Source organism: Pseudomonas sp. DY-1 (assembly GCF_003626975.1).
Classification (GTDB): domain Bacteria; phylum Pseudomonadota; class Gammaproteobacteria; order Pseudomonadales; family Pseudomonadaceae; genus Metapseudomonas.
In genome coordinates this window covers 5,056,008-5,072,770 of sequence record NZ_CP032616.1, presented here as the reverse complement: position 1 = coordinate 5,072,770, position 16,763 = coordinate 5,056,008, and the positions used below count along the sequence as shown (strand labels likewise).

23 protein-coding genes are annotated in these 16,763 nt (G+C 61.0%); 7 read left to right on the top strand and 16 right to left on the bottom strand.

What is annotated here, in order from left to right; all coding sequences use genetic code 11:
* Positions 1 to 88: 88 nt before the first annotated feature.
* From D6Z43_RS23810 to D6Z43_RS23785, 6 genes are all read right to left on the bottom strand, one after another.
* A complete protein-coding gene (locus tag D6Z43_RS23810; RefSeq protein WP_120654479.1) occupies positions 89 to 235 on the bottom strand; it encodes a lmo0937 family membrane protein in 147 nt (48 codons plus the stop codon).
* Between the two features lie 179 nt (positions 236 to 414).
* Complete coding sequence (locus D6Z43_RS23805; protein WP_120655348.1) at positions 415 to 1,152, bottom strand: Crp/Fnr family transcriptional regulator; 738 nt, start codon at positions 1,150 to 1,152, stop codon at positions 415 to 417.
* Positions 1,153 to 1,465: 313 nt separating this feature from the next.
* Positions 1,466 to 2,293: a BON domain-containing protein gene (locus tag D6Z43_RS23800; protein WP_120654478.1), complete on the bottom strand. Its 828-nt coding sequence runs from the start codon at positions 2,291 to 2,293 to the stop codon at positions 1,466 to 1,468.
* A 735-nt stretch (positions 2,294 to 3,028) separates the two neighbouring features.
* Positions 3,029 to 3,364, bottom strand: coding sequence for a DUF3509 domain-containing protein (locus D6Z43_RS23795; RefSeq protein WP_120654477.1), 336 nt, complete (start codon positions 3,362 to 3,364; stop codon positions 3,029 to 3,031).
* Between the two features lie 139 nt (positions 3,365 to 3,503).
* Positions 3,504 to 3,662: a DUF3309 family protein gene (locus D6Z43_RS23790; protein ID WP_120654476.1), complete on the bottom strand. Its 159-nt coding sequence runs from the start codon at positions 3,660 to 3,662 to the stop codon at positions 3,504 to 3,506.
* 128 nt (positions 3,663 to 3,790) lie between these two features.
* The gene (locus D6Z43_RS23785) at positions 3,791 to 4,222 is read right to left on the bottom strand and encodes a hypothetical protein (protein WP_120654475.1); all 432 of its coding nucleotides are present in this window, start codon (positions 4,220 to 4,222) and stop codon (positions 3,791 to 3,793) included.
* A 126-nt stretch (positions 4,223 to 4,348) separates the two neighbouring features.
* Between D6Z43_RS23785 and D6Z43_RS23780 the strand changes: the two genes are divergently transcribed.
* The 3 genes from D6Z43_RS23780 (at position 4,349) to D6Z43_RS23770 (ending at position 5,460) form a co-directional block, all read left to right on the top strand.
* The gene (locus D6Z43_RS23780; protein WP_256660912.1) at positions 4,349 to 4,618 is read left to right on the top strand and encodes a hypothetical protein; all 270 of its coding nucleotides are present in this window, start codon (positions 4,349 to 4,351) and stop codon (positions 4,616 to 4,618) included.
* 150 nt (positions 4,619 to 4,768) lie between these two features.
* Positions 4,769 to 4,942: a CsbD family protein gene (locus D6Z43_RS23775; RefSeq protein ID WP_120654473.1), complete on the top strand. Its 174-nt coding sequence runs from the start codon at positions 4,769 to 4,771 to the stop codon at positions 4,940 to 4,942.
* A 104-nt stretch (positions 4,943 to 5,046) separates the two neighbouring features.
* The gene (locus D6Z43_RS23770) at positions 5,047 to 5,460 is read left to right on the top strand and encodes a PRC-barrel domain-containing protein (RefSeq protein WP_120654472.1); all 414 of its coding nucleotides are present in this window, start codon (positions 5,047 to 5,049) and stop codon (positions 5,458 to 5,460) included.
* A 51-nt stretch (positions 5,461 to 5,511) separates the two neighbouring features.
* Here D6Z43_RS23770 and D6Z43_RS23765 read toward each other — a convergent pair whose 3' ends face one another.
* Complete coding sequence (locus D6Z43_RS23765; RefSeq protein ID WP_120655347.1) at positions 5,512 to 5,658, bottom strand: lmo0937 family membrane protein; 147 nt, start codon at positions 5,656 to 5,658, stop codon at positions 5,512 to 5,514.
* Positions 5,659 to 5,946: 288 nt separating this feature from the next.
* On the opposite strand from D6Z43_RS23765, the gene D6Z43_RS23760 reads away from it, so the two are divergent.
* A complete protein-coding gene (locus D6Z43_RS23760) occupies positions 5,947 to 6,630 on the top strand; it encodes a Crp/Fnr family transcriptional regulator (protein ID WP_120654471.1) in 684 nt (227 codons plus the stop codon).
* Positions 6,631 to 6,755: 125 nt separating this feature from the next.
* The gene (locus D6Z43_RS23755; protein WP_120654470.1) at positions 6,756 to 7,079 is read left to right on the top strand and encodes a YqjD family protein; all 324 of its coding nucleotides are present in this window, start codon (positions 6,756 to 6,758) and stop codon (positions 7,077 to 7,079) included.
* Positions 7,080 to 7,188: 109 nt separating this feature from the next.
* Here the strand turns inward: D6Z43_RS23755 and D6Z43_RS23750 are convergent, their stop codons facing one another.
* Positions 7,189 to 7,794: a lecithin retinol acyltransferase family protein gene (locus D6Z43_RS23750; RefSeq protein WP_120655346.1), complete on the bottom strand. Its 606-nt coding sequence runs from the start codon at positions 7,792 to 7,794 to the stop codon at positions 7,189 to 7,191.
* A gap of 340 nt (positions 7,795 to 8,134) precedes the next feature.
* On the opposite strand from D6Z43_RS23750, the gene D6Z43_RS23745 reads away from it, so the two are divergent.
* Positions 8,135 to 8,377, top strand: a complete 243-nt coding sequence (locus D6Z43_RS23745; RefSeq protein ID WP_120654469.1) for a hypothetical protein — start codon at positions 8,135 to 8,137, stop codon at positions 8,375 to 8,377.
* A 41-nt stretch (positions 8,378 to 8,418) separates the two neighbouring features.
* Complete coding sequence (locus D6Z43_RS23740; RefSeq protein WP_120654468.1) at positions 8,419 to 8,628, top strand: hypothetical protein; 210 nt, start codon at positions 8,419 to 8,421, stop codon at positions 8,626 to 8,628.
* A 79-nt stretch (positions 8,629 to 8,707) separates the two neighbouring features.
* On the opposite strand, the gene D6Z43_RS23735 is transcribed toward D6Z43_RS23740, so the two are convergent.
* The 8 genes from D6Z43_RS23735 to D6Z43_RS23700 all read right to left on the bottom strand — a co-directional run bounded on the left by D6Z43_RS23735 (position 8,708) and on the right by D6Z43_RS23700 (position 16,201).
* Entirely contained in the window at positions 8,708 to 9,445 is a 738-nt protein-coding gene (locus D6Z43_RS23735; protein ID WP_120654467.1) for a serine protease, read from the bottom strand.
* 293 nt (positions 9,446 to 9,738) lie between these two features.
* The gene (locus tag D6Z43_RS23730; protein ID WP_120654466.1) at positions 9,739 to 10,008 is read right to left on the bottom strand and encodes a DUF2790 domain-containing protein; all 270 of its coding nucleotides are present in this window, start codon (positions 10,006 to 10,008) and stop codon (positions 9,739 to 9,741) included.
* Positions 10,009 to 10,037: 29 nt separating this feature from the next.
* On the bottom strand, positions 10,038 to 10,868 hold the full coding sequence (locus D6Z43_RS23725; protein WP_120654465.1) for an oxidoreductase: 831 nt from the start codon (positions 10,866 to 10,868) through the stop codon (positions 10,038 to 10,040).
* Positions 10,869 to 11,080: 212 nt separating this feature from the next.
* Positions 11,081 to 11,446, bottom strand: a complete 366-nt coding sequence (locus D6Z43_RS23720; RefSeq protein WP_120654464.1) for a cytochrome c3 family protein — start codon at positions 11,444 to 11,446, stop codon at positions 11,081 to 11,083.
* Positions 11,443 to 12,153: a ferric reductase-like transmembrane domain-containing protein gene (locus tag D6Z43_RS23715; protein ID WP_120654463.1), complete on the bottom strand. Its 711-nt coding sequence runs from the start codon at positions 12,151 to 12,153 to the stop codon at positions 11,443 to 11,445. The genes D6Z43_RS23720 and D6Z43_RS23715 overlap by 4 nt, the downstream gene beginning before the upstream one ends.
* A gap of 150 nt (positions 12,154 to 12,303) precedes the next feature.
* Positions 12,304 to 12,927 carry a glutathione S-transferase C-terminal domain-containing protein gene (locus tag D6Z43_RS23710; protein ID WP_120654462.1) on the bottom strand — a complete coding sequence of 208 codons (624 nt, stop codon included), beginning with the start codon at positions 12,925 to 12,927 and terminating at the stop codon, positions 12,304 to 12,306.
* 13 nt (positions 12,928 to 12,940) lie between these two features.
* Complete coding sequence (locus D6Z43_RS23705) at positions 12,941 to 13,825, bottom strand: TauD/TfdA family dioxygenase (protein ID WP_120654461.1); 885 nt, start codon at positions 13,823 to 13,825, stop codon at positions 12,941 to 12,943.
* Between the two features lie 21 nt (positions 13,826 to 13,846).
* Positions 13,847 to 16,201, bottom strand: coding sequence for a TonB-dependent receptor (locus D6Z43_RS23700; RefSeq protein ID WP_120654460.1), 2,355 nt, complete (start codon positions 16,199 to 16,201; stop codon positions 13,847 to 13,849).
* Positions 16,202 to 16,763 lie beyond the last annotated feature (562 nt).

Genomic DNA, 16,763 nt, shown 5'->3' with positions numbered 1-16,763 from the left:
GCCAGGAGGGGTGGCCCCGAAAGAGGCCCTGGCAGCCGAACTGCATACGCTGAGTGGCAAGAGGTTTGCTGGGCCTCCTACTCCACGCTTACGAACGACGTCCCTGAATGAACTGGAGCAGGAACAGCACAATCGCCGCTACCAGGAGAATATGGATAAACCCACCCATGGAGTAGGACGTGATCAGTCCCAACACCCACAAGACCAGCAACACGACCACAAGTGTCTGGAGCATTTCTGTTCTCCTTTTGCAGCGCGAAGCAACTGCCTGCTCACAGGTTGCATCCGGAGCGAAAGGCTCGTCTGTATGGCAACGCACCAAAGGAAAAATACTTGTGGCCCATGAACTGTCCGCAGCCCGAACGCGCCCCTGCGCAATTCAGCGCGCAATGCGCAGGGCATGACTTGAGTCCGTCAAAGGGAAGTATCGTGTCGGGTGGGAGTTTTGCAGGGCAGCAGTCGGTCGGTCTCTTTCTTGACCACGGCATAGCACTCGCAGCTCAGCGCCTCGAGCTTGGCCCGGTCAAGCACCGTGATGTGCCCGCGGCTGTACGCGATCACGCCAAGCTTCTGCAGTTTGCCGGCAGCGTCCGTCACCCCTTCGCGACGCACACCGAGCATGTTGGCGATGAGTTCCTGGGTCATCGTCAGATGGTTACTCGGCAGGCGATCCAACGACAGCAGCAACCATCGACACAGTTGCTGGTCGATTGAATGGTGGCGATTGCAGACTGCGGTCTGTGCCATTTGGGTAATCAGGGCCTGGGTATAGCGCAGCATCAGAAGCAGTAACTCCCCATGCCGATTGACCTCGGTTTTCAACTCATTCCCCCGCAACCGATAGGCGTGACCGGCGCTCTGCACGATGGCCCGGCTCGGGGTGCTTTCCCCCCCCATGAACACCGCCAGGCCTATCATCCCCTCGTTGCCGACGACCGAGATCTCCGCCGAGGAGCCGTTCTCCATCACATACAGCAGGGACACGATCGAGTCGGTGGGGAAAAAGACATGACGCAACGTATCCCCCGACTCATACAGCACTTTGCCAAGTGGCAGCGATACCAGTTGCATCTGTGGGATCAAGCGCTTCTGAACCTCTACCGGCAAGGTCGCGAGCAAGTGGTTCTGCAAAGGTGAAGGTGTATCCGACATGGGCGCCACCATCGAGCCAAGCACCTGAAAAAGGCCCTTTATCCTGTAACGATAGGTCAACGGGACCGCCGTTGTGTGCGCTATCGGACATAAGGCTTTCGATGCACCATTCTCTTCTTGTGAGCACGCCGCCGGCAGCTGTTGCCAGGGTGAAAACGGCTGGCGGCAGCCCCTGGGCAAGTAGTTGCTGGCCGGAGGTGAATAGTGGGGGTTCTACTCACCTCACCCAACCAGCCCCATCACGAGTCGAGGCTTACTGATCACGGCGCGTGACTGTTCGAGCATGGCGACTCAGAGGGCTGAGCCCCCGACGTCAGTAGCGAAGTTCCGTTGAACGAACGCTCTTCACGCCTCGGACGTTCTGCGCCAGCTCGATCGCCCGGTCACGCTCGGCATCGTTGTCGACGAGGCCACTCAGCGTAACGATGCCGCTGTTCGTGCTCACGGAGATGTCGGACCCGTTGACGTTGCTGGAATACATCAAGGTGGACTTCACCTTGGTCGTGATCCAGCTATCGGCAATATCCCCACCTGTTTCCTTCGCAGTGCTCTTGGCACTGTCGACCGGCGCTGGCTTCGAGGCGTCGACCACAAGCTGGTTGTCCACCAGCATCACGCCATCGGTGTTCATGGCGAGGCGGCCGGCAAGATCCTTGTCTGCCTGGCTATCGGCGTTGCCAGTCAGCGTTACCTTACCTGACTGGGTTTTGACCTGAGTCGTCATGCCATCAGCCTGTTTGCTCCAGAGCAGCTTCGACTTGACCGAAGCGGTAATCGTGGCGTCATCGACCATGACCCCATAGCTCCGATCCTTGCCCGCCTTCGGCGGAACGTAGTCGGGCTTGACCACGATCTGGTTATCCACCGAGTCGATTCCGCTGACGCCCAGTGCGATCTCCTTGGCAAGATCCTTATTGACCTCTTCCGCGACGTTTCCGGTGAGTGTGGCTTTGCCATTCAGGACCGACACTTTCAGATCATTGGCCCGCAGATGGGGGTTCAACGCATAGGTCGTCCAAATCTGGGTTTCCTGGCGGTTATCGGTAAAGGTCTGTGATTCTGCGGCGGCCATGCCGCCCGTCGTCCCCAGCGCCAGCGCGATGCAGGCGGCAAGGAGTTGCTTTCGGGATTGTGTGTGCATCTGGTTTCACCATTCGGGAAGGAGAGAGATCCGAACCGGAACCCGTGCACGACTGGGCCGCTGGTTTGGGCCGCCTGATGAGCCGCGAGGCGGTGCATCAGGGGATCTTGTGTGGCTCAGTGCCTGCATTTCTCAAGGAAGTGCTTTACCTGCTTTTCCGCCTTTCGGCGGCTGATGGCGTAGCGTCCGTCCTACACCCGGCAGGCCAACCGTGCCAGATAGGCTCATGAGTTTCTGGGCTCCTCGCTCATGAGGTCGTCATCTCCCTTGGCTGCGCGTGGTGGTTCTTTCGCGGAGGCCTTGGCAGGTGCCTTGTCTGCATCCTGGGGCTTGGTCCTTCTGGTCTCTTCGCGAGGCACAGTCTTGGGATCAGACATGCGTTCAGGCTTGATGGAAGTGGGTGAGCCGATGGTCGGGCCAGGCTTCCTGGCCGCCTTGCTGGCCGGTGCCGCGCCACTGTTCGGGATAGATTTGCTGTGCTTGCTCATGTTGACCTCTGAGGTCGGTAGTGGGGCCTGTACTCTGGCAGTGGGGCAGTGCTCCCGTCGGTGCGCCACCGCGCTTATCCCCCTGGAAACGCTGTGTCACGCGCCGCGTGCGAGGCGGGCTCAGCCCCAAGGCACAAGCCGCGAGCGGCAATTTCAATCGTCAGGAAACTGCGCTGCCCTGGCCGAAGAAAGCAGTTCGGCCATTAGGGCCCGTACGCAAAGTCGTCGAGAACTTTTCCTACAGAGCCTAGAAGTGCTTTCTATTACGCCGTTCCGCCCAGCTCCAGACGGATAGTTTCCGCAAGGGCTGGTCGTGATAGGTGGGAAGTTCGAGGCTTATCCAGTAATCGTCTGGCGAGTGCCATCTCAAAGCGCCCTCCTCCAGTTTCAGCTCGCGTTCGACCTGCCTGATCAACTTGGCCGCTTTCGCGCGGATGGACAGAGCCCCCGCATCGATGACCTTGCTTGAGCTCTGCTGCCCTGGCCGCGCGAGGACCATCAGTACCCGGCCATCCGGCCGCGATGCCAGCGACACCTCATAACCAGGAAAGGCGTTCGATAAAAGATGCGATGTGAGTTGCATGTGCTTCTCCCCTGCCAAACCAAGGCAGCAATTAGGTGAGATCGCCGAAAATCCAGTCCCCGCGCTTGCACTTCTCTTATGGGTTGATGCCCCATTTGCCCGGTGAGTCTCGCTCTGATCCGAACCGACGGCAGGCCACTCAAAGCCGCCCGGTGAGCAGCAGCACAATGACGATGATCAAGACGATGCCCAACCCACCGGTTGGCCCATATCCCCAGCTTCTGCTGTGCGGCCAGTTCGGCAAGGCCCCGATCAGCAGCAGGATGAGAACGATTAAAAGAATGGTACCCAGACTCATGGCTATATCCTCGGATGCGAACAATCAGAAGACTGCTCGCCGGCGCTCGATATGCGAGCAGCAATCTGCCGAGAACCAGATTGATCCCATCCATCGGCCACATCTGTACGGCATCGAACAGAACTGACTCAGAACGAGATACGCGGGATGCTGATCACCTGATACTCCCCATTACTTCGCGTCGGCTCGCGGGCCTGATTGTTCCCTGGCCCTCCCGCGCCCGATTCACTGATGCCGCCCTCGGCTTCGCGATCATCGAACTGCACATAGGCGCTCTGCATCAGTGTCGTTTCGGTACGTACCTTCCCGGTCAGGCCCGGCGAAGAGTCGTCCATCGCAAGGACATCGCCGCTCACGACCAATGGCAGGACAACCATCGAAACAAGCAGCAGTAGAGGCGACTTCCGGCGCAGCGGCGCGACGCGCTCCCTGGCGACATGCAGCGGTACCTGCTTGGCAGGCTCCACCCTTAGGGAAAGAGCGACCCTTCCGGAGCAGGCTGACTCGCGTCTCAGGCCGATAGGGCTCTCAACGCGCTTTGGATTGATCGACGAACTCATCACAACCTCCACGCTATGCGGCGAGATATCGGATGAGAAAATGGTCAATGGCCGTGCCTGCGTCGGTGCGCTAGCGCTCATAACCCTGCAAGTTTCGCCCTGGTGCGATGGCGTACATACCGGTGTGTGCAGACAGCACAGAATGAAATAAAAGCAGAGCAGCACCGGCTGCAGCAGGCACTGGCCATGAATGGAATGTACGACTCGACCTTGTTTCAGCGTTTGGATGCGCAGTGCCAGCCGCTGCTGCGCTACCTGCACAAGCTCACAGGTGTCCGCTATGCGGCAACCTCCGAAGCGGACGGAATCTATGAACTCAGCCCGATACATGGCGAGCACAAGCATGCCAGCCAGGATCAGCTGGCCAACGCTGAGGTTTGGCAAAAGCTGGTTTGAGCAACAGCCATCCGACTGACTGAACGGCATGGGTGCGCTAACGCACAGACACCCCACCGGCTTGCCGACAAGGTCATGACTCGGCTCATCGCAATCGTGCGCGGGCTGGGCACAAGGCATCACCGCTCTCGCTGCTCATGGAGCAAGCTCATGAACAAAGATCAATTCAAAGGAAAGGTCGATCAGTTGAAGGGCCTGATCAAGGAAACCACAGGCAGGCTTATCGGCAACCAACGGCTCGAAAACGAAGGCAAGGCACAAAATGCCACCGGTGATATCCAGGAGACGGTCGGCGACATCAAGGAGGACATCAAGAGGCCTTGACTCGGTTTCATGATTGGCTCCCCTTCCCTGGCGCTGCCTTCGTTCCCCGTACGCAGGCTCTACAGGGAAAGGGCCAGCCAAACTTTCTGCAATTGGAGGTACTCATGAACCATCAGGGAAAGAACGCCGGCAACGAAGACAACGAAGCCGGCCACGCCTCTCGAACCGGGCCTGGACCTAACCTGATGGGCGCAGACACGCTCATCGGCAACGATGTCTACAACCTCGCGGGAGATGACCTCGGAGTAATCAAGGAACTCATGCTGGATATGCGCAGCGGCCGCATCATCTATGCAGTGCTGTCCTTCAAGTCGTTCCTCGGCCTGGGTGAAAAACTCTTCGCGGTGCCCTGGAGAGCGTTGACCCGGGATACCGAGCACAAGCGCTTCATGCTCGATGTTGATCGGCACCAGTTGAAAGGTGCCCCCGGATTCGACAAGAGCCATTGGCCTGACATGGCTGACCAGCGCTGGCAAATGCAGATCAGCCGCTTCTACGGAAGGACGGGATGGGAGTGAACGGTATGCCCCTCGCGGCGGGGGCTTTGTGATTGCCAGGACGTCTTGGGCTCACTCTCGCCGTCCCAGCCTGGACCGGAACATGACCAGCGCGATCGACAGAAACAGCAGGATGTGGATGAGTCCCCCCATGTAGAAGGACGTAAGCAGTCCCAACGCCCACAGGGCCAACAATCCGATTACGACGAATTCGAACATGTCCATTCTCCGCTGCGTCATGGCAAATACCTGCCTTGTTGCAGGTTGCATCCGCGCCGGAAGGACGGTCTGTACGGTATCGCACTCAAGGCCAGCAGCTTCACCGCAAACAGGCCGGGCGCAACACTTCCCCATGGCCCTCGCGCCCTCGACCGCAATCCATCCCGCTTGCGTGTCCTAACGAACAGACCGCCGCGACCACTGGGCGCAAGAGTGCAGCATGACCTAGCCGCCCTATCGCACCGTCCAGGACCCGCGCGTGCGACAGGGCAAAGGGAGGCGACCATAGTGACCAACCAACTTCTCAATGGCATCCCGAGCAAAGAGCGCAACAGGATTCTCAATCACTGCGAATCGGTAGAGTTGGTCTTTGGCAGCCTTCTTTGCGAAACAGGTCGGATATACAGGCATGCCTACTTCCCGATTACCGGTTTCATTTCGCTGGTGACCCATCTGGATTCCCATAGGCCGCTGGAAATGGGCCTGATCGGCAGCGAAGGCATGCTGGGCGTCACATTGATACTGGGGGTACGCAAGGCGCCAATCCGCGCAGTTGTGCAAGGTGCCGGAAACGCCCTGCGCATTTCATCCGCCCACCTTCTGCACGAGTTGCACGAATGCCCCGACCTGCAACGCAGCTTGAATCGCTACCTCTACATATCGATGACGCAACTGTCGCAATCGGCCGCCTGCATCCATTTCCATGAGATCCAGCCACGGTTGGCGCGCTGGCTGCTGATGACCCACGACCGGGCGCAGGGCGACCATTTCCACCTCACCCATGAGTTTCTCGCTGACATGCTCGGCGTGCGTCGGAGTGGCATCACGGTGGCCGCAGGGGCGCTGCAGGAACAACACCTCATCCGCTATACCCGCGGCGAAATCACCATCCTCGATCGCGCAGGGCTCGAAGCAGCGGCCTGCGAATGTTACTGCGCAACGACAGACTCCTACAGCAAGCTGCTCGGCTAAGCGGCACAGCGAACCGACGGGCCGAGAAGATGGGGTCAATGTGAACAGTCAACTACTTCGGACGCCTTCGAGCGAAAGACTCGAGGCCCGCCAGCACCACATCAACCCATCAATGGAGTCACCTCATGCCTACCAAATCGAACGGTCTCAGATCGAACAGCAACAGCTCCAGCCAGGAGTTTCACAGCTTTCTGGCAGATGTCGAAGACCTGATGAAGGACACTACCTCGCTTAGCGCGGAGGAGCTGACACAAGCCCAGGCCATGCTCAGCGAACGGATATCAGCGGCGAGGGCGTCGATGGAGCAACTGGGTGACAAGCTCGCTCAGCAAAGCCGCAAGAGCGCTGCCGCCACCAATGACTATGTCCACGAGCAACCCTGGAAAGTGATAGGCGCCAGCGCCGCCGCAGCCTTCCTGTTCGGGTTCGTGCTGGCCCGTCGTAGCTGACGCACGCCTCGATCTGCAAATGCACTGAGGAATATGGAAGCGCGTCGCTCGCGCCGCGCCCTTCCTCCAGACCACAAGTGCTTTCTACCGCACAAACCATTACCCAGGTTCAAATGAAGGAAGGTTGAGACGCCGAGATCAAAGAGAATACGTGGCGCGGGAATTGGAGACAGGCATTAATTTGAGAGCTGTAGCTTTCTCCGCTAATGCACCAGTTGCAAAAATGCTCGCAGTTATTCGAAAGCAACCTGTACTGATTCTCACCCACTCTTGAGCGCGCCCGACTTGCGATTTCATCGCTGGAATATCGGCATTGTTCTTGAACTATCCAGACATCATGTCCATTGGCGAAGCACTCAAGATCGGTCACTTCAACGGGGCCGGGTTTTATCGAACTAGCGAATCCGGAGTAGTGAACGACATTACCGCCACCAAGATAAATTCCGTGATGCGCATAAAGCGTGCGCGGGCTAATCAAATGCGAACCGACAGGCAAGCTGCTTGCGCCTTGCTTGATATCTTCCAGCCTGAACAACGAACCCGCTGAAGGGCCTGTCAACTGTCCCCGGCCGCGCGCTTTGGCGAAAGGCTTCCGCTCTGGTATCAGAGCATTCAGCTGACGGACGATGCGGGTAGTTAGCAGGGTCAAGCAGGCAAACAGTGCTGGGCGAATCGCCGAAAAACTGTCCGCTAATTCATCTGTGAAGTGCCTCATGATGAAGCCCTCCGAACCCTTGATGCCGAATATATCGCCAGGGCCGCAGAGCTTCATTTGTGCGGAGGATTAAATCCATTAATCAATAAATATGCTCAACCTATACACAAGTATTAAACCCAACACCCAAGTACCATCGACGCCAATAACTCCTGATCACGAACCTTGGATTTTTATGACGGATCTGCCCCACCGGAGATCTGGCCGCCTTCCTGGCGAAAGGGCCTGCCGGCTGGCCGTGCAGGACCCTTGGTCCGGTTTACCAATAAAGCCAAGCAATTGCCGGTCTGTGGGTAGATAGTGGAAATCCGAGCATTGGCATACACAGACCGAGGCCACCATGAAACGAGACTTCCCCGAGCACGTTGCATGGAGCCAGGCCCAGATGAATGGTGACCATGCGCTGGCATTCGTCGCATTCAAAACGCGCAACAGCGGCACGGAAGTACGCTTTCACCAGGTTTATGACGGCACCAGCTTTTCTCGACTTTCAGAAGCGATCAGCGCAGCGGAACGTGCGCTGGACAAGGTCCTGGGATTCGATACTCACGGCGCGCCAGTGTTCAGTTCGCGCGAGTGCTGACCTGCAACGGCGTCCACGATGAGTCTCACCCCGAGGTTTCCATGGCCAAGCGTGATGCGCTGCCGCTCGTGCTCCATCGCATCCACATGAATCAGATCATGCTGGGTGCGGCCCTTGTCGAACTGGCGATCTGGATCGACCAATGCGGCTCACCGGACGCCTCTGAGCAGATCTGCCATCGCCTGGCGACCCTGGAGGCCAACGCCGATTTCATCAGCGAAACCATTGTGGACCTCATGGCTGACTCATAGCTGCCGAGGCCACGTTGCCACAGCCCGCCCCGTGCGGGCTTTTTTAGGCCAGCAGCATGGACACCTGGCAACGTTTTCTTCAGGTCTCGCTCAGGGTCATGAGGATGTCGGCATACCAGGTGCAATTGAGCCCAAGCGCTTCGTCCTGCACGAGGTCGCGGCTGCCAAGGTCCAGGCGTGCCGAGTGGACGCCGAGCAACATCCAGGGCAGTGCCCCAAGATCCTGGCACTCTTCCGGCGCGCGCATCACCACCGGCGCGCCACTGGTGCCACGATGGGTGCGTGCATCGGTGAGGAAATAGCCCTGTCCCTGGAAGCGCAGGCCGAACGACGACGCGACAATGGCATGCCGTACCACCGGCATGTGATGAAGGCTGTCGTGAAAGCCCAGGGGAAAACCCACAACCAATAGCGCGGTGCCGACTTCGATGGGCTCGCCGGGCAGTTGCAGGTGCCTCGGCGTGAATGCGTGGTAGACCGTGGCAGCCGGCAACGCCGAGCGCTCGATCTCGATCAGCGCCACATCGACGCCACCTGCCGTATCCCGCCCCTGTCGCCACAGGCTTTCCCGGTCGCGATACAAGGGCACGGAGAAGCCGCAGGATTGGGCCATGTTGTGAAGATCCGTGTGCAGTTCGATTTCGAGTCGATCGGGGAAATGCCGGCTCGGAGCATCCAGCACCACGTGCCGACTGGTGACCAGGAACAGGCGCTCGTCACGCGCAAAGAAGAATCCGCTGGCATTGGTCAGCACGCGCGTACCGGCCAGGGTGCAAATGCGCACGGTGCTCAGCAGCAGGGGTTCGATTACCGACATGGCGTAAGGTCCTTGAACTCGCGCCGCTGGGACCGCGCGTTGTTGGAAAAAAGCTCATGCCACGAGCATCCGCCTAGACGGGCCGTTTGACCATGAATAACGCGTCAAGACGGCAGAAAAGACCTGCGTGGCGGGTAGGACGGGTTGAGGAACGAAACCCATGCGCATCATGGTCGATGGGTATCGCAGGCTCTACCCATCCTACGGACCGTTACTCGTCGGCAGCATGTGCAAAGCCCCTGGAGACCAGGCGATCTCCAGGGGCTTTTTTCATCGTGTGGCGCGTCTGGGCTTCACCCGTGACAACCCGTCCCCATGACCTTGTATTGCAGGGTGTGGTGCTCTCCTTCGGAGTCCACGTAGGTCATTTCCGCCGGCACCACCTTGCAGACGTTGGGAATCTCGCTGTGGGACAACACCTGGGCGATGTCCAGGTCCATTCCGTAGTGATACTTCCCGCCCTTGTCCGCAGCGTTCAGGGTCGACGTCGGGCCCAGCTCAGCAGCGACCACTATCTGTGTGGACAACAGGCCACCGGCCAAGGCGATCAGGGTTGCTTTCATCAGGTTGTCCTCCAGGCTGGACGGGTGGATCAGTCCCCGAAGTCGGTGGACATCGACAGCACTTTCCATTCAGCCACTTCGCCATCAACCAGACTGTGCTTGGCGGCGATGCGAGCGACGGCGTCGCTGCCCAGGGCCAGGCGCTGCGGCGGGTTGGCGGCGTTCACCAGCTCCAGCATGGCGCCGGCGAACTTGCTCGGGTCACCCGGCTGGGCGTGGTTGGCGCCTTCGGCGAAGCGGCGCATGGCGCCCACCGTTTCGTCGTAGTCGGGCAGCTCCAGGGCGGTCTTCACCAGCGACTGGTCATCGAGGAAGTCGGTGCGGAAGAAGCCCGGTTCGACCACAGTGACGTTCACGCCCAGCGGCGCCAGCTCCTGGTGCAGCGCTTCACTGAGACCTTCCACGGCGAACTTGGTGGAGCCATAGACACCCCAGCCGTAGTAGGCGTGGTAGCCGCCCAGCGAGGAAATGTTGACGACGTGGCCGGAACGCTGGCGACGCATGTGCGGCAACACGGCACGGGTGACGTTGAGCAGGCCGAACACGTTGGTGGCGTAGATGCGCTCGACTTCGGCGGCACTGGTTTCCTCTACCGCACCGAGAATGCCGTAGCCGGCGTTGTTCAGCAGGATGTCGATGCGGCCGAAGCGCTTGATACCTTCGGCGACCGCCTCATGGGCCTCGCTTTCGCGGGTTACATCGAGGCGCACGGCCAGCAGGTTGGGATGTTCGCCCAGGCGGGCAATCACGTCTTCGGGTTTACGGGCGGTGGCGATCACCGCATCGCCTACCTCCAGCGCTTTTGCAGCGATGAGGGCGCCAAGACCACGGGAAGCTCCAGTAATGAACCAGGTACGCATAGCAACTCTCCTGTGTGGAACCCGCACCGCGCGGGCTTTCTGTTTGAGTTGCGTTCACTGTAGGGCTGGCTGACTGCTGTGATAATCCCAAGAAAATTGCATGTGCTTGTGAGCAAATTTCATTAATTTTAAGAAACGTGTAGAAGCGAGGGAGACGCCGAGTTCTTGCTCGCGAGAACTCCGAGCACGATAGTTCGCGAGCAAGCTCGCTCCTACGGAAGAATCGCGGGCGCATGGCATTGCTGACAGGCCCGCACCGGGCCGGCGGCCTCGATGGCCTGCACCCGTTCCAGGTGGCAGCCCCGGCAGAGTTGGTGGAAGTCCTGCTCAATGCGCACGGCCAGCTCCTGAGACCTCTTGTGGCAGAACAGGCAAGTGCGGTCACCGGAAGGCGGGGCCGGGGAGCGGTCAGCGTAGTCGTGATGGCAGTTCAGGCAATTCACCTGGCCATGTACGCCGTGATCGAAGTTCAGCGGCAGCAAAGGACGCTGTCGCACCAACTCGGCGTGCCCCTGCGCAAGGCCGTAGCCCAGCAGCGCCAGCAGTCCGAGGCAGACCAACAGGTAGAGCCACTTCATAGCGGCAGATCGCTGTTGGTCAGCAGGGCGTAGCCCCCGGCCAGGCACAGGACGAACACCAACAGGCCCGCGCAGAGCCGGCTGGCGAGTCCCCCCGTGTTACGACGCCTGTGCCCCTCGGCTGGCGCCAGGGGGCTACGCGGCAGCAGGGGCCAGATCAGTGCGCAGCTGGTGATGACGCCCCAGAGCACGGCCTTCCAGCACGCACCGGTGTAGAACCCGGTCCCGATCACGTGCACCGCCAGTAGCACCAGCAGCACGGAACTGATCCCGTAGTGCCAACGGCGAAAACGCAGGTGATGACGCCACAGGCGCTGGCGCACGGCGGGGAGACTGATGGGCACGAGAATCAGCAGCAGCAAGGCAGCGAGCGTGCCGGCCAGCATGGGCAGGGAAGCCGAAGGCAGCAGGTAATCCACCACCAGCGGCTCGTCCACTAGCAGCAGGCCAACGTGCAGCGCCAACAGGATCAGCACCGCGTAGCCCAGGTCACGATGCAGGACCATGAAGAACTTCCCGTCGAAGTACGGCCGCGACATCGGCCGGCCGCAGTAGACGAACAAGAGGAGGAGGATCACGCCACCGAACAGGCCTGCAGCGTTGGCAAAGTCCCAGGCGGGCGCGAGACCGGGCATGGCGTCGACCAGGAACACCAGCACGTAGGGCAGCGCACTGAGGATGGCAAGGCGCAATGTCAGCGCGACCATGCACTCCTCCTTGGGCATCCACCCGGCACAAGACGCTGAATTCGACCCGGAGGATTCTCTCAGCCTCTGGCAGGTGTGGCGATCGCCTTGCCTGCCAGTCCCGTTGCTGTGGATGCCAAGGTGCCCGGCTCGCGCGCCGGGCCGGTCAGGTTACTTGAGCAGTCCCTCGTCACGCAGCGCCTCTTGCACTGCCGGACGTTCGAGCCACTTCTGGCGCAGACGGGTGACGTTGTCCAGGCCATCGAACGGCGCACCCAGGCGGGTCAACCAGGTGGCGAAGACGCCGAGATAAATGTCCGCCAGGGTGAAGCGCTCACCCACCAGCCACTGGCGCCCCTCCAGGTGCCGCTCGATGTGCTCGAACGCCTTGAACAACTGAATACGCGCCTGTTCACGGATACCGGTATGCGCGGATTCGTCGGCGGAGTAACGCTCCGGGCGGTTCAGCGGGCGGAATGAGGCAGTGTGAACCTCCGCGGCAAGGTAGCCGAGCCAGCCCTGGATCTGCCCGCGCTCGGCGCTGCCGGCCGGAGCGAACAGCGGAGTACCGGGAACCTGGTCGGCAAGGAAAGGCAGGATGGCGCTGTTCTCGGTCAGCACCGTGCCGTCGTCCAGTTGCAGGGCGGGCACGCGGCCCAGTGGGTTGATGGCGTGGATGGGCGAATCCGGTGTGCGCAAGGCGACCTTTTCGATCTGGATAGGCAACCCCAGTTCGTGCACGGCGATGTGGGAGGCCAGCGAGCAGGCACCGGGGGCGATGAACAATGTGGTCATGGTCGTTTTATCCTCAGAAGGGCCGGCTGCCGGCCAGGCTGATGCGTTTCAGGCGGCGCCGCTGGGTTGCCGGGAAGCCGTTGCGGGCGTGCAGCGTAGCCTGATTGTCCCAGTACACGATGTCGCCCACTTCCCAGCGGTGGGTGTAGGAGAAGCGCGGGTCCTTGAGGTGCTCGCGCAGGCGGCCGATGAGTTCGACGCCTTTGTCCGCGGCGTAGCCGGGGATTTCCACTTCTGTGTGCACGCCGAGGTAGAGCAGGCGCTTGCCGCTCTCCGGATGGGTACGTACCAGCGGGTGCTCGGTGCCCTGGATGGGTTCGATGTCCGGCGTGCGGTAGGTGATGCCGACGTTGTAACCGTCACGCAGGCGCACGAAGGGGTTGTAGTTGATCAGTTTGAGGCCATCGATCTCGCGGCGGGTGTCTTCGTCCAGCGCGCTGTAGGCCAGGGCCAGGTTGGTCCAGGTGGTTTCGCCGCCCTCCTCCGGGACCTCCAGCGCGTAGAGCAGGGAGCCGGCCGAGGGGGTCGGCGTCCAGTGGTGATCGCTGTGGGCCGGCAGAGCGATGTTGCTCAGTTCGCCATCTTCGGTGTTGGCCACTTTGACGATGTCCGGCGCCTTGCCGTCGGTGCCCGAAGACAGCACCAGGTAATCCGGATGGGGCTGGAACACCGAGCCGAACCAGGAGGTGAAACGCAGGTACTGCGCATCGTCCAGTTCCTGGCCCTTGAAGATCAGGATGTGATGGTCGCGCAGGGCCTGCTTGAGGGCGAGGATCTGTGCCGAGGTCAGGTCGCGGCGGCCATCCAGGCCACGAACCTCGGCGCCCAGGGGTGCGGCGAGGGGTTCGATGCGCAGCCCGTCGAGGGGCTGGCGCAAGGCGGTGACGACAGTGCTCATGGGGTTCTCCTTGGTCGCGGGTCAGAAGTCGTAACGCAGGGACACGCCGGCAGTGCGCGGCTGGCCCACGGAAGCGGTGTAGGCGCCGTTGCTGAAGGCGAAGGCGGTCAGGTAGTAGTCCTTGTCGAAGGCGTTGCGCACCCAGAGCGAGGTGTCCAGCAGGCCGTCACCGAGATCGGCGCGGATGCCGGCGGCGAAGTTGGCCAGGCCGTAGCCGTCGATCTTGGAAAGCTCGGAGTTGTCCAGGGTGCCTTCGGCTTCGGAACGGTAGGAGTAGCTGGCATTGACGTAGGGGCGCAGGCCATTGCCGGTCTGCCAGGTGTACTCACCGTTGACGTTGCCGATCCAGCGCGAAGCGCCCACCACCCGCTCGCCGGTGAGGTCGCATTTGGCAGTGGGGGTCACGGTGTTGATCTCGCCCGGGCACGGCGCGTCCTTGAAGCTCAGGTAGGTGACGTCGTTGAACGAGCCGTTGGCGTTCAGGGTCAGCCCGCGCAGCGGGCGCCAACTGGATTCGAACTCCACGCCACGGGAACGCACGCTACCGGCGTTGGCCAGCACCGATACGGGCGTCAGCGAGGCCGCGGTGGTGGTCAGGGTGGTGGCCTGGTAGCCGTGGATACCGGTCCAGAAGATGTTCGCGTTGAACAGCAGGCGGCCGTCGTCGAGGGTGCTCTTGAATCCCAGCTCGGCGTCGTTGGCACGCTCGGGGCCGACGATCAGCGAATCGCTTCCCAGCCCCGCCACAGGCGCCACCAGGTTGACCCCACCGGACTTCTCGCCGTGGGCCAGGCTGGCGTAGCCGAGCAGTCCGTCGCTGACCTTGTAGCTGAGGCTGAGCAGCCCGGACGGTGCGGCGTTGTGCAGGCCGAAGTCGCCGGTATCCAGTGCGCCCAATTGCGCTTGCCGTGCAGCCGCCAGCGGCCCGGTCAGATTGGCGCCGCCCACCGGGGCGAAGCGGTGCAGCCGCGCCTGCTTCTCCTCGTAGGTGCCACGCAGGCCGAAGGTGAAGTCCAGGCGGTCGGTGATATGCAAGTTACCCTGGCCGAACAGCGCGAAGCTGTCGGTTTCTATCTTGCCGTTGGTTTGGGTGGAAACGTTGTTGAAGAGGTTGCGGTTTGCCCCGGTGAGGTAAAGATCGGCGAAGGGACCGTACTGGGTGCGCGTGTTGTTGCCGAGGTTCTGGTTGAACAGGTAGGCACCCACCACATAGTCGAAAGCACCACCGGTGGGCGAGGCCAGTCGGAATTCCTGGGAGAACTGCCGGTCGTGGACTTCGACCCCGCTGTCGACGATCGCCGAGACATCGGTGAGGTCGGCATCGTTGTGCGGGACGAAGTGCCAGTAGCGGTAACCGCTGATGGAGGTGAAGGTGTAGCCGCTGTCCAGGTTCCAGTTGGCCTCGAGCGACGATCCGCCCTGCCAGACATTCACTGACTGCACCGAGTCGATGTTCACCTCGCGCTTCTTCACATCGAGCTGCGGGTTGGCGCCGATCAGCGCGGCACGCTGGCGGAAGCGGTCCGACACGCCATACAGCGCCCAGACACCGTTGGTGGAATCCTCCTGGTTGTAATCGGTGATCCAGCGCAGGCTGAAGTCTTCGTTCGGTTCGAACAGCAACTGCCCGCGTGCGCCTTCCCGCTCGCCGCCTACGAAGGTGCGGCCGTCATGCTGGTTGTCGATATAGCCGTCCTCACGAGTGCGATAGAACGACAGACGCCCAGCGACTGACTCGGTCAGCGCGCCGGATACCGAGCCCCTGCCCTGGAAGTAGCCGCGCTCGCCGCCGGACAGCTGCAGGCTGCGCTCGGGGGTAAAGGTGGGCTTGCGGGTGCTGATGTTGATCACGCCCGCCGTGGTGTTCTTGCCGAACAGGGTGCCCTGCGGTCCCCGCAACAGTTCCAGCTGCTCCACGTCGAGCAGGTCGAACACGGCCATGCCCGGCCGCCCCAGGTAGATGTTGTCCAGGTAGATGCCGGCGCTACCCTCCAGGCCATCGCTCGCGGGGTTATTGCCGATGCCGCGCACCGCCACGCTGGACTGGCGCGCATGGATGTAGGCGACGTTGACGCTGGGCAGTACCTGCTGCAGGTCCTGAACCTTGTAGACCTTCTGCGCCTCGAGATTGTCGCCGCTGAGGGTCGTGATGGGCGTCGGCACCTCTTGCACGTCCTCCTCGCGACGGCGAGCGGTGACCGTGACTTTCTCCAGCGCCGTATCTTCCTTGGCGCCGGGCTTGGCGGCGGAATCTTCGGCATGGGCGGGCGTAACCAGGCCGCCGAGGGCGAGCAACAGGGTCAGGGCGTATTCGGGAGTCGTCAGGCGGTGCAGGGCCAATGGCCTGGCAATGCGAGAGAGAGAGCGGTATGGCATGTGCGTGCTTCCTGTACCAAGGCCCGGGCAGAACGGGGCCGCATCGCGCAGTCGGCGCGACGTTGAGATGAATCGAGTGATTTCGGGATACCCGCGCTGATGACGCGGCAAGCGGTCAGCGACAGCGGCGCCCGATCATGCGCGGGACAGGTGGTGCGGCGGCTCTGTTCATAGGCTCCCCCGGAGGCTGCAAGGTCATATTCTTATTCCCATTAAATATATTTAATTAATTTAAAAGGACTTTGAGGAATAAGAGCCTGCATTTAAAACCAGCCCTCAGGGCGGGAACAAATGCCTTGTTCCTATATTTTCGATGCCGGGAGTGCATGGGCTGGACGGAGGCTGCTGGGAAGCGGCACCGGTTGGTAGGAGCGAGCTTGCTCGCGAACAGCCCGAGCACAATCATTCGCAAGCAAGAACTCGGCGTCCCCTTCGCTCCTGCAGAAAGTCCGATTTCATCCTGGCAATCCGAGTGCGTAAAAGGGTGGATGGTGCTTTTCCCTCCACCACCACGCTGCGGGCCGGACGCCAAAGGTGAAAATGAAAAGCGATTTCCACCCTA

Excerpts from the sequence above, each read along its gene's own strand:
- D6Z43_RS23810 (WP_120654479.1), bottom strand. The coding sequence starts at position 235 with ATGCTCCAGACACTTGTGGTCGTGTTGCTGGTCTTGTGGGTGTTGGGA.
- D6Z43_RS23795 (WP_120654477.1), bottom strand. The coding sequence starts at position 3,364 with ATGCAACTCACATCGCATCTTTTATCGAACGCCTTTCCTGGTTATGAG.
- D6Z43_RS23775 (WP_120654473.1), top strand. The coding sequence starts at position 4,769 with ATGAACAAAGATCAATTCAAAGGAAAGGTCGATCAGTTGAAGGGCCTG.
- D6Z43_RS23740 (WP_120654468.1), top strand. The coding sequence starts at position 8,419 with ATGGCCAAGCGTGATGCGCTGCCGCTCGTGCTCCATCGCATCCACATG.
- D6Z43_RS23785 (WP_120654475.1), bottom strand. The coding sequence starts at position 4,222 with ATGAGTTCGTCGATCAATCCAAAGCGCGTTGAGAGCCCTATCGGCCTG.
- D6Z43_RS23765 (WP_120655347.1), bottom strand. The coding sequence starts at position 5,658 with ATGTTCGAATTCGTCGTAATCGGATTGTTGGCCCTGTGGGCGTTGGGA.
- D6Z43_RS23730 (WP_120654466.1), bottom strand. The coding sequence starts at position 10,008 with ATGAAAGCAACCCTGATCGCCTTGGCCGGTGGCCTGTTGTCCACACAG.
- D6Z43_RS23700 (WP_120654460.1), bottom strand. The coding sequence starts at position 16,201 with ATGCCATACCGCTCTCTCTCTCGCATTGCCAGGCCATTGGCCCTGCAC.
- D6Z43_RS23715 (WP_120654463.1), bottom strand. The coding sequence starts at position 12,153 with ATGGTCGCGCTGACATTGCGCCTTGCCATCCTCAGTGCGCTGCCCTAC.
- D6Z43_RS23710 (WP_120654462.1), bottom strand. The coding sequence starts at position 12,927 with ATGACCACATTGTTCATCGCCCCCGGTGCCTGCTCGCTGGCCTCCCAC.
- D6Z43_RS23725 (WP_120654465.1), bottom strand. The coding sequence starts at position 10,868 with ATGCGTACCTGGTTCATTACTGGAGCTTCCCGTGGTCTTGGCGCCCTC.
- D6Z43_RS23805 (WP_120655348.1), bottom strand. The coding sequence starts at position 1,152 with ATGTCGGATACACCTTCACCTTTGCAGAACCACTTGCTCGCGACCTTG.
- D6Z43_RS23745 (WP_120654469.1), top strand. The coding sequence starts at position 8,135 with ATGAAACGAGACTTCCCCGAGCACGTTGCATGGAGCCAGGCCCAGATG.
- D6Z43_RS23800 (WP_120654478.1), bottom strand. The coding sequence starts at position 2,293 with ATGCACACACAATCCCGAAAGCAACTCCTTGCCGCCTGCATCGCGCTG.
- D6Z43_RS23750 (WP_120655346.1), bottom strand. The coding sequence starts at position 7,794 with ATGAGGCACTTCACAGATGAATTAGCGGACAGTTTTTCGGCGATTCGC.
- D6Z43_RS23720 (WP_120654464.1), bottom strand. The coding sequence starts at position 11,446 with ATGAAGTGGCTCTACCTGTTGGTCTGCCTCGGACTGCTGGCGCTGCTG.
- D6Z43_RS23770 (WP_120654472.1), top strand. The coding sequence starts at position 5,047 with ATGAACCATCAGGGAAAGAACGCCGGCAACGAAGACAACGAAGCCGGC.
- D6Z43_RS23790 (WP_120654476.1), bottom strand. The coding sequence starts at position 3,662 with ATGAGTCTGGGTACCATTCTTTTAATCGTTCTCATCCTGCTGCTGATC.
- D6Z43_RS23705 (WP_120654461.1), bottom strand. The coding sequence starts at position 13,825 with ATGAGCACTGTCGTCACCGCCTTGCGCCAGCCCCTCGACGGGCTGCGC.
- D6Z43_RS23735 (WP_120654467.1), bottom strand. The coding sequence starts at position 9,445 with ATGTCGGTAATCGAACCCCTGCTGCTGAGCACCGTGCGCATTTGCACC.
- D6Z43_RS23755 (WP_120654470.1), top strand. The coding sequence starts at position 6,756 with ATGCCTACCAAATCGAACGGTCTCAGATCGAACAGCAACAGCTCCAGC.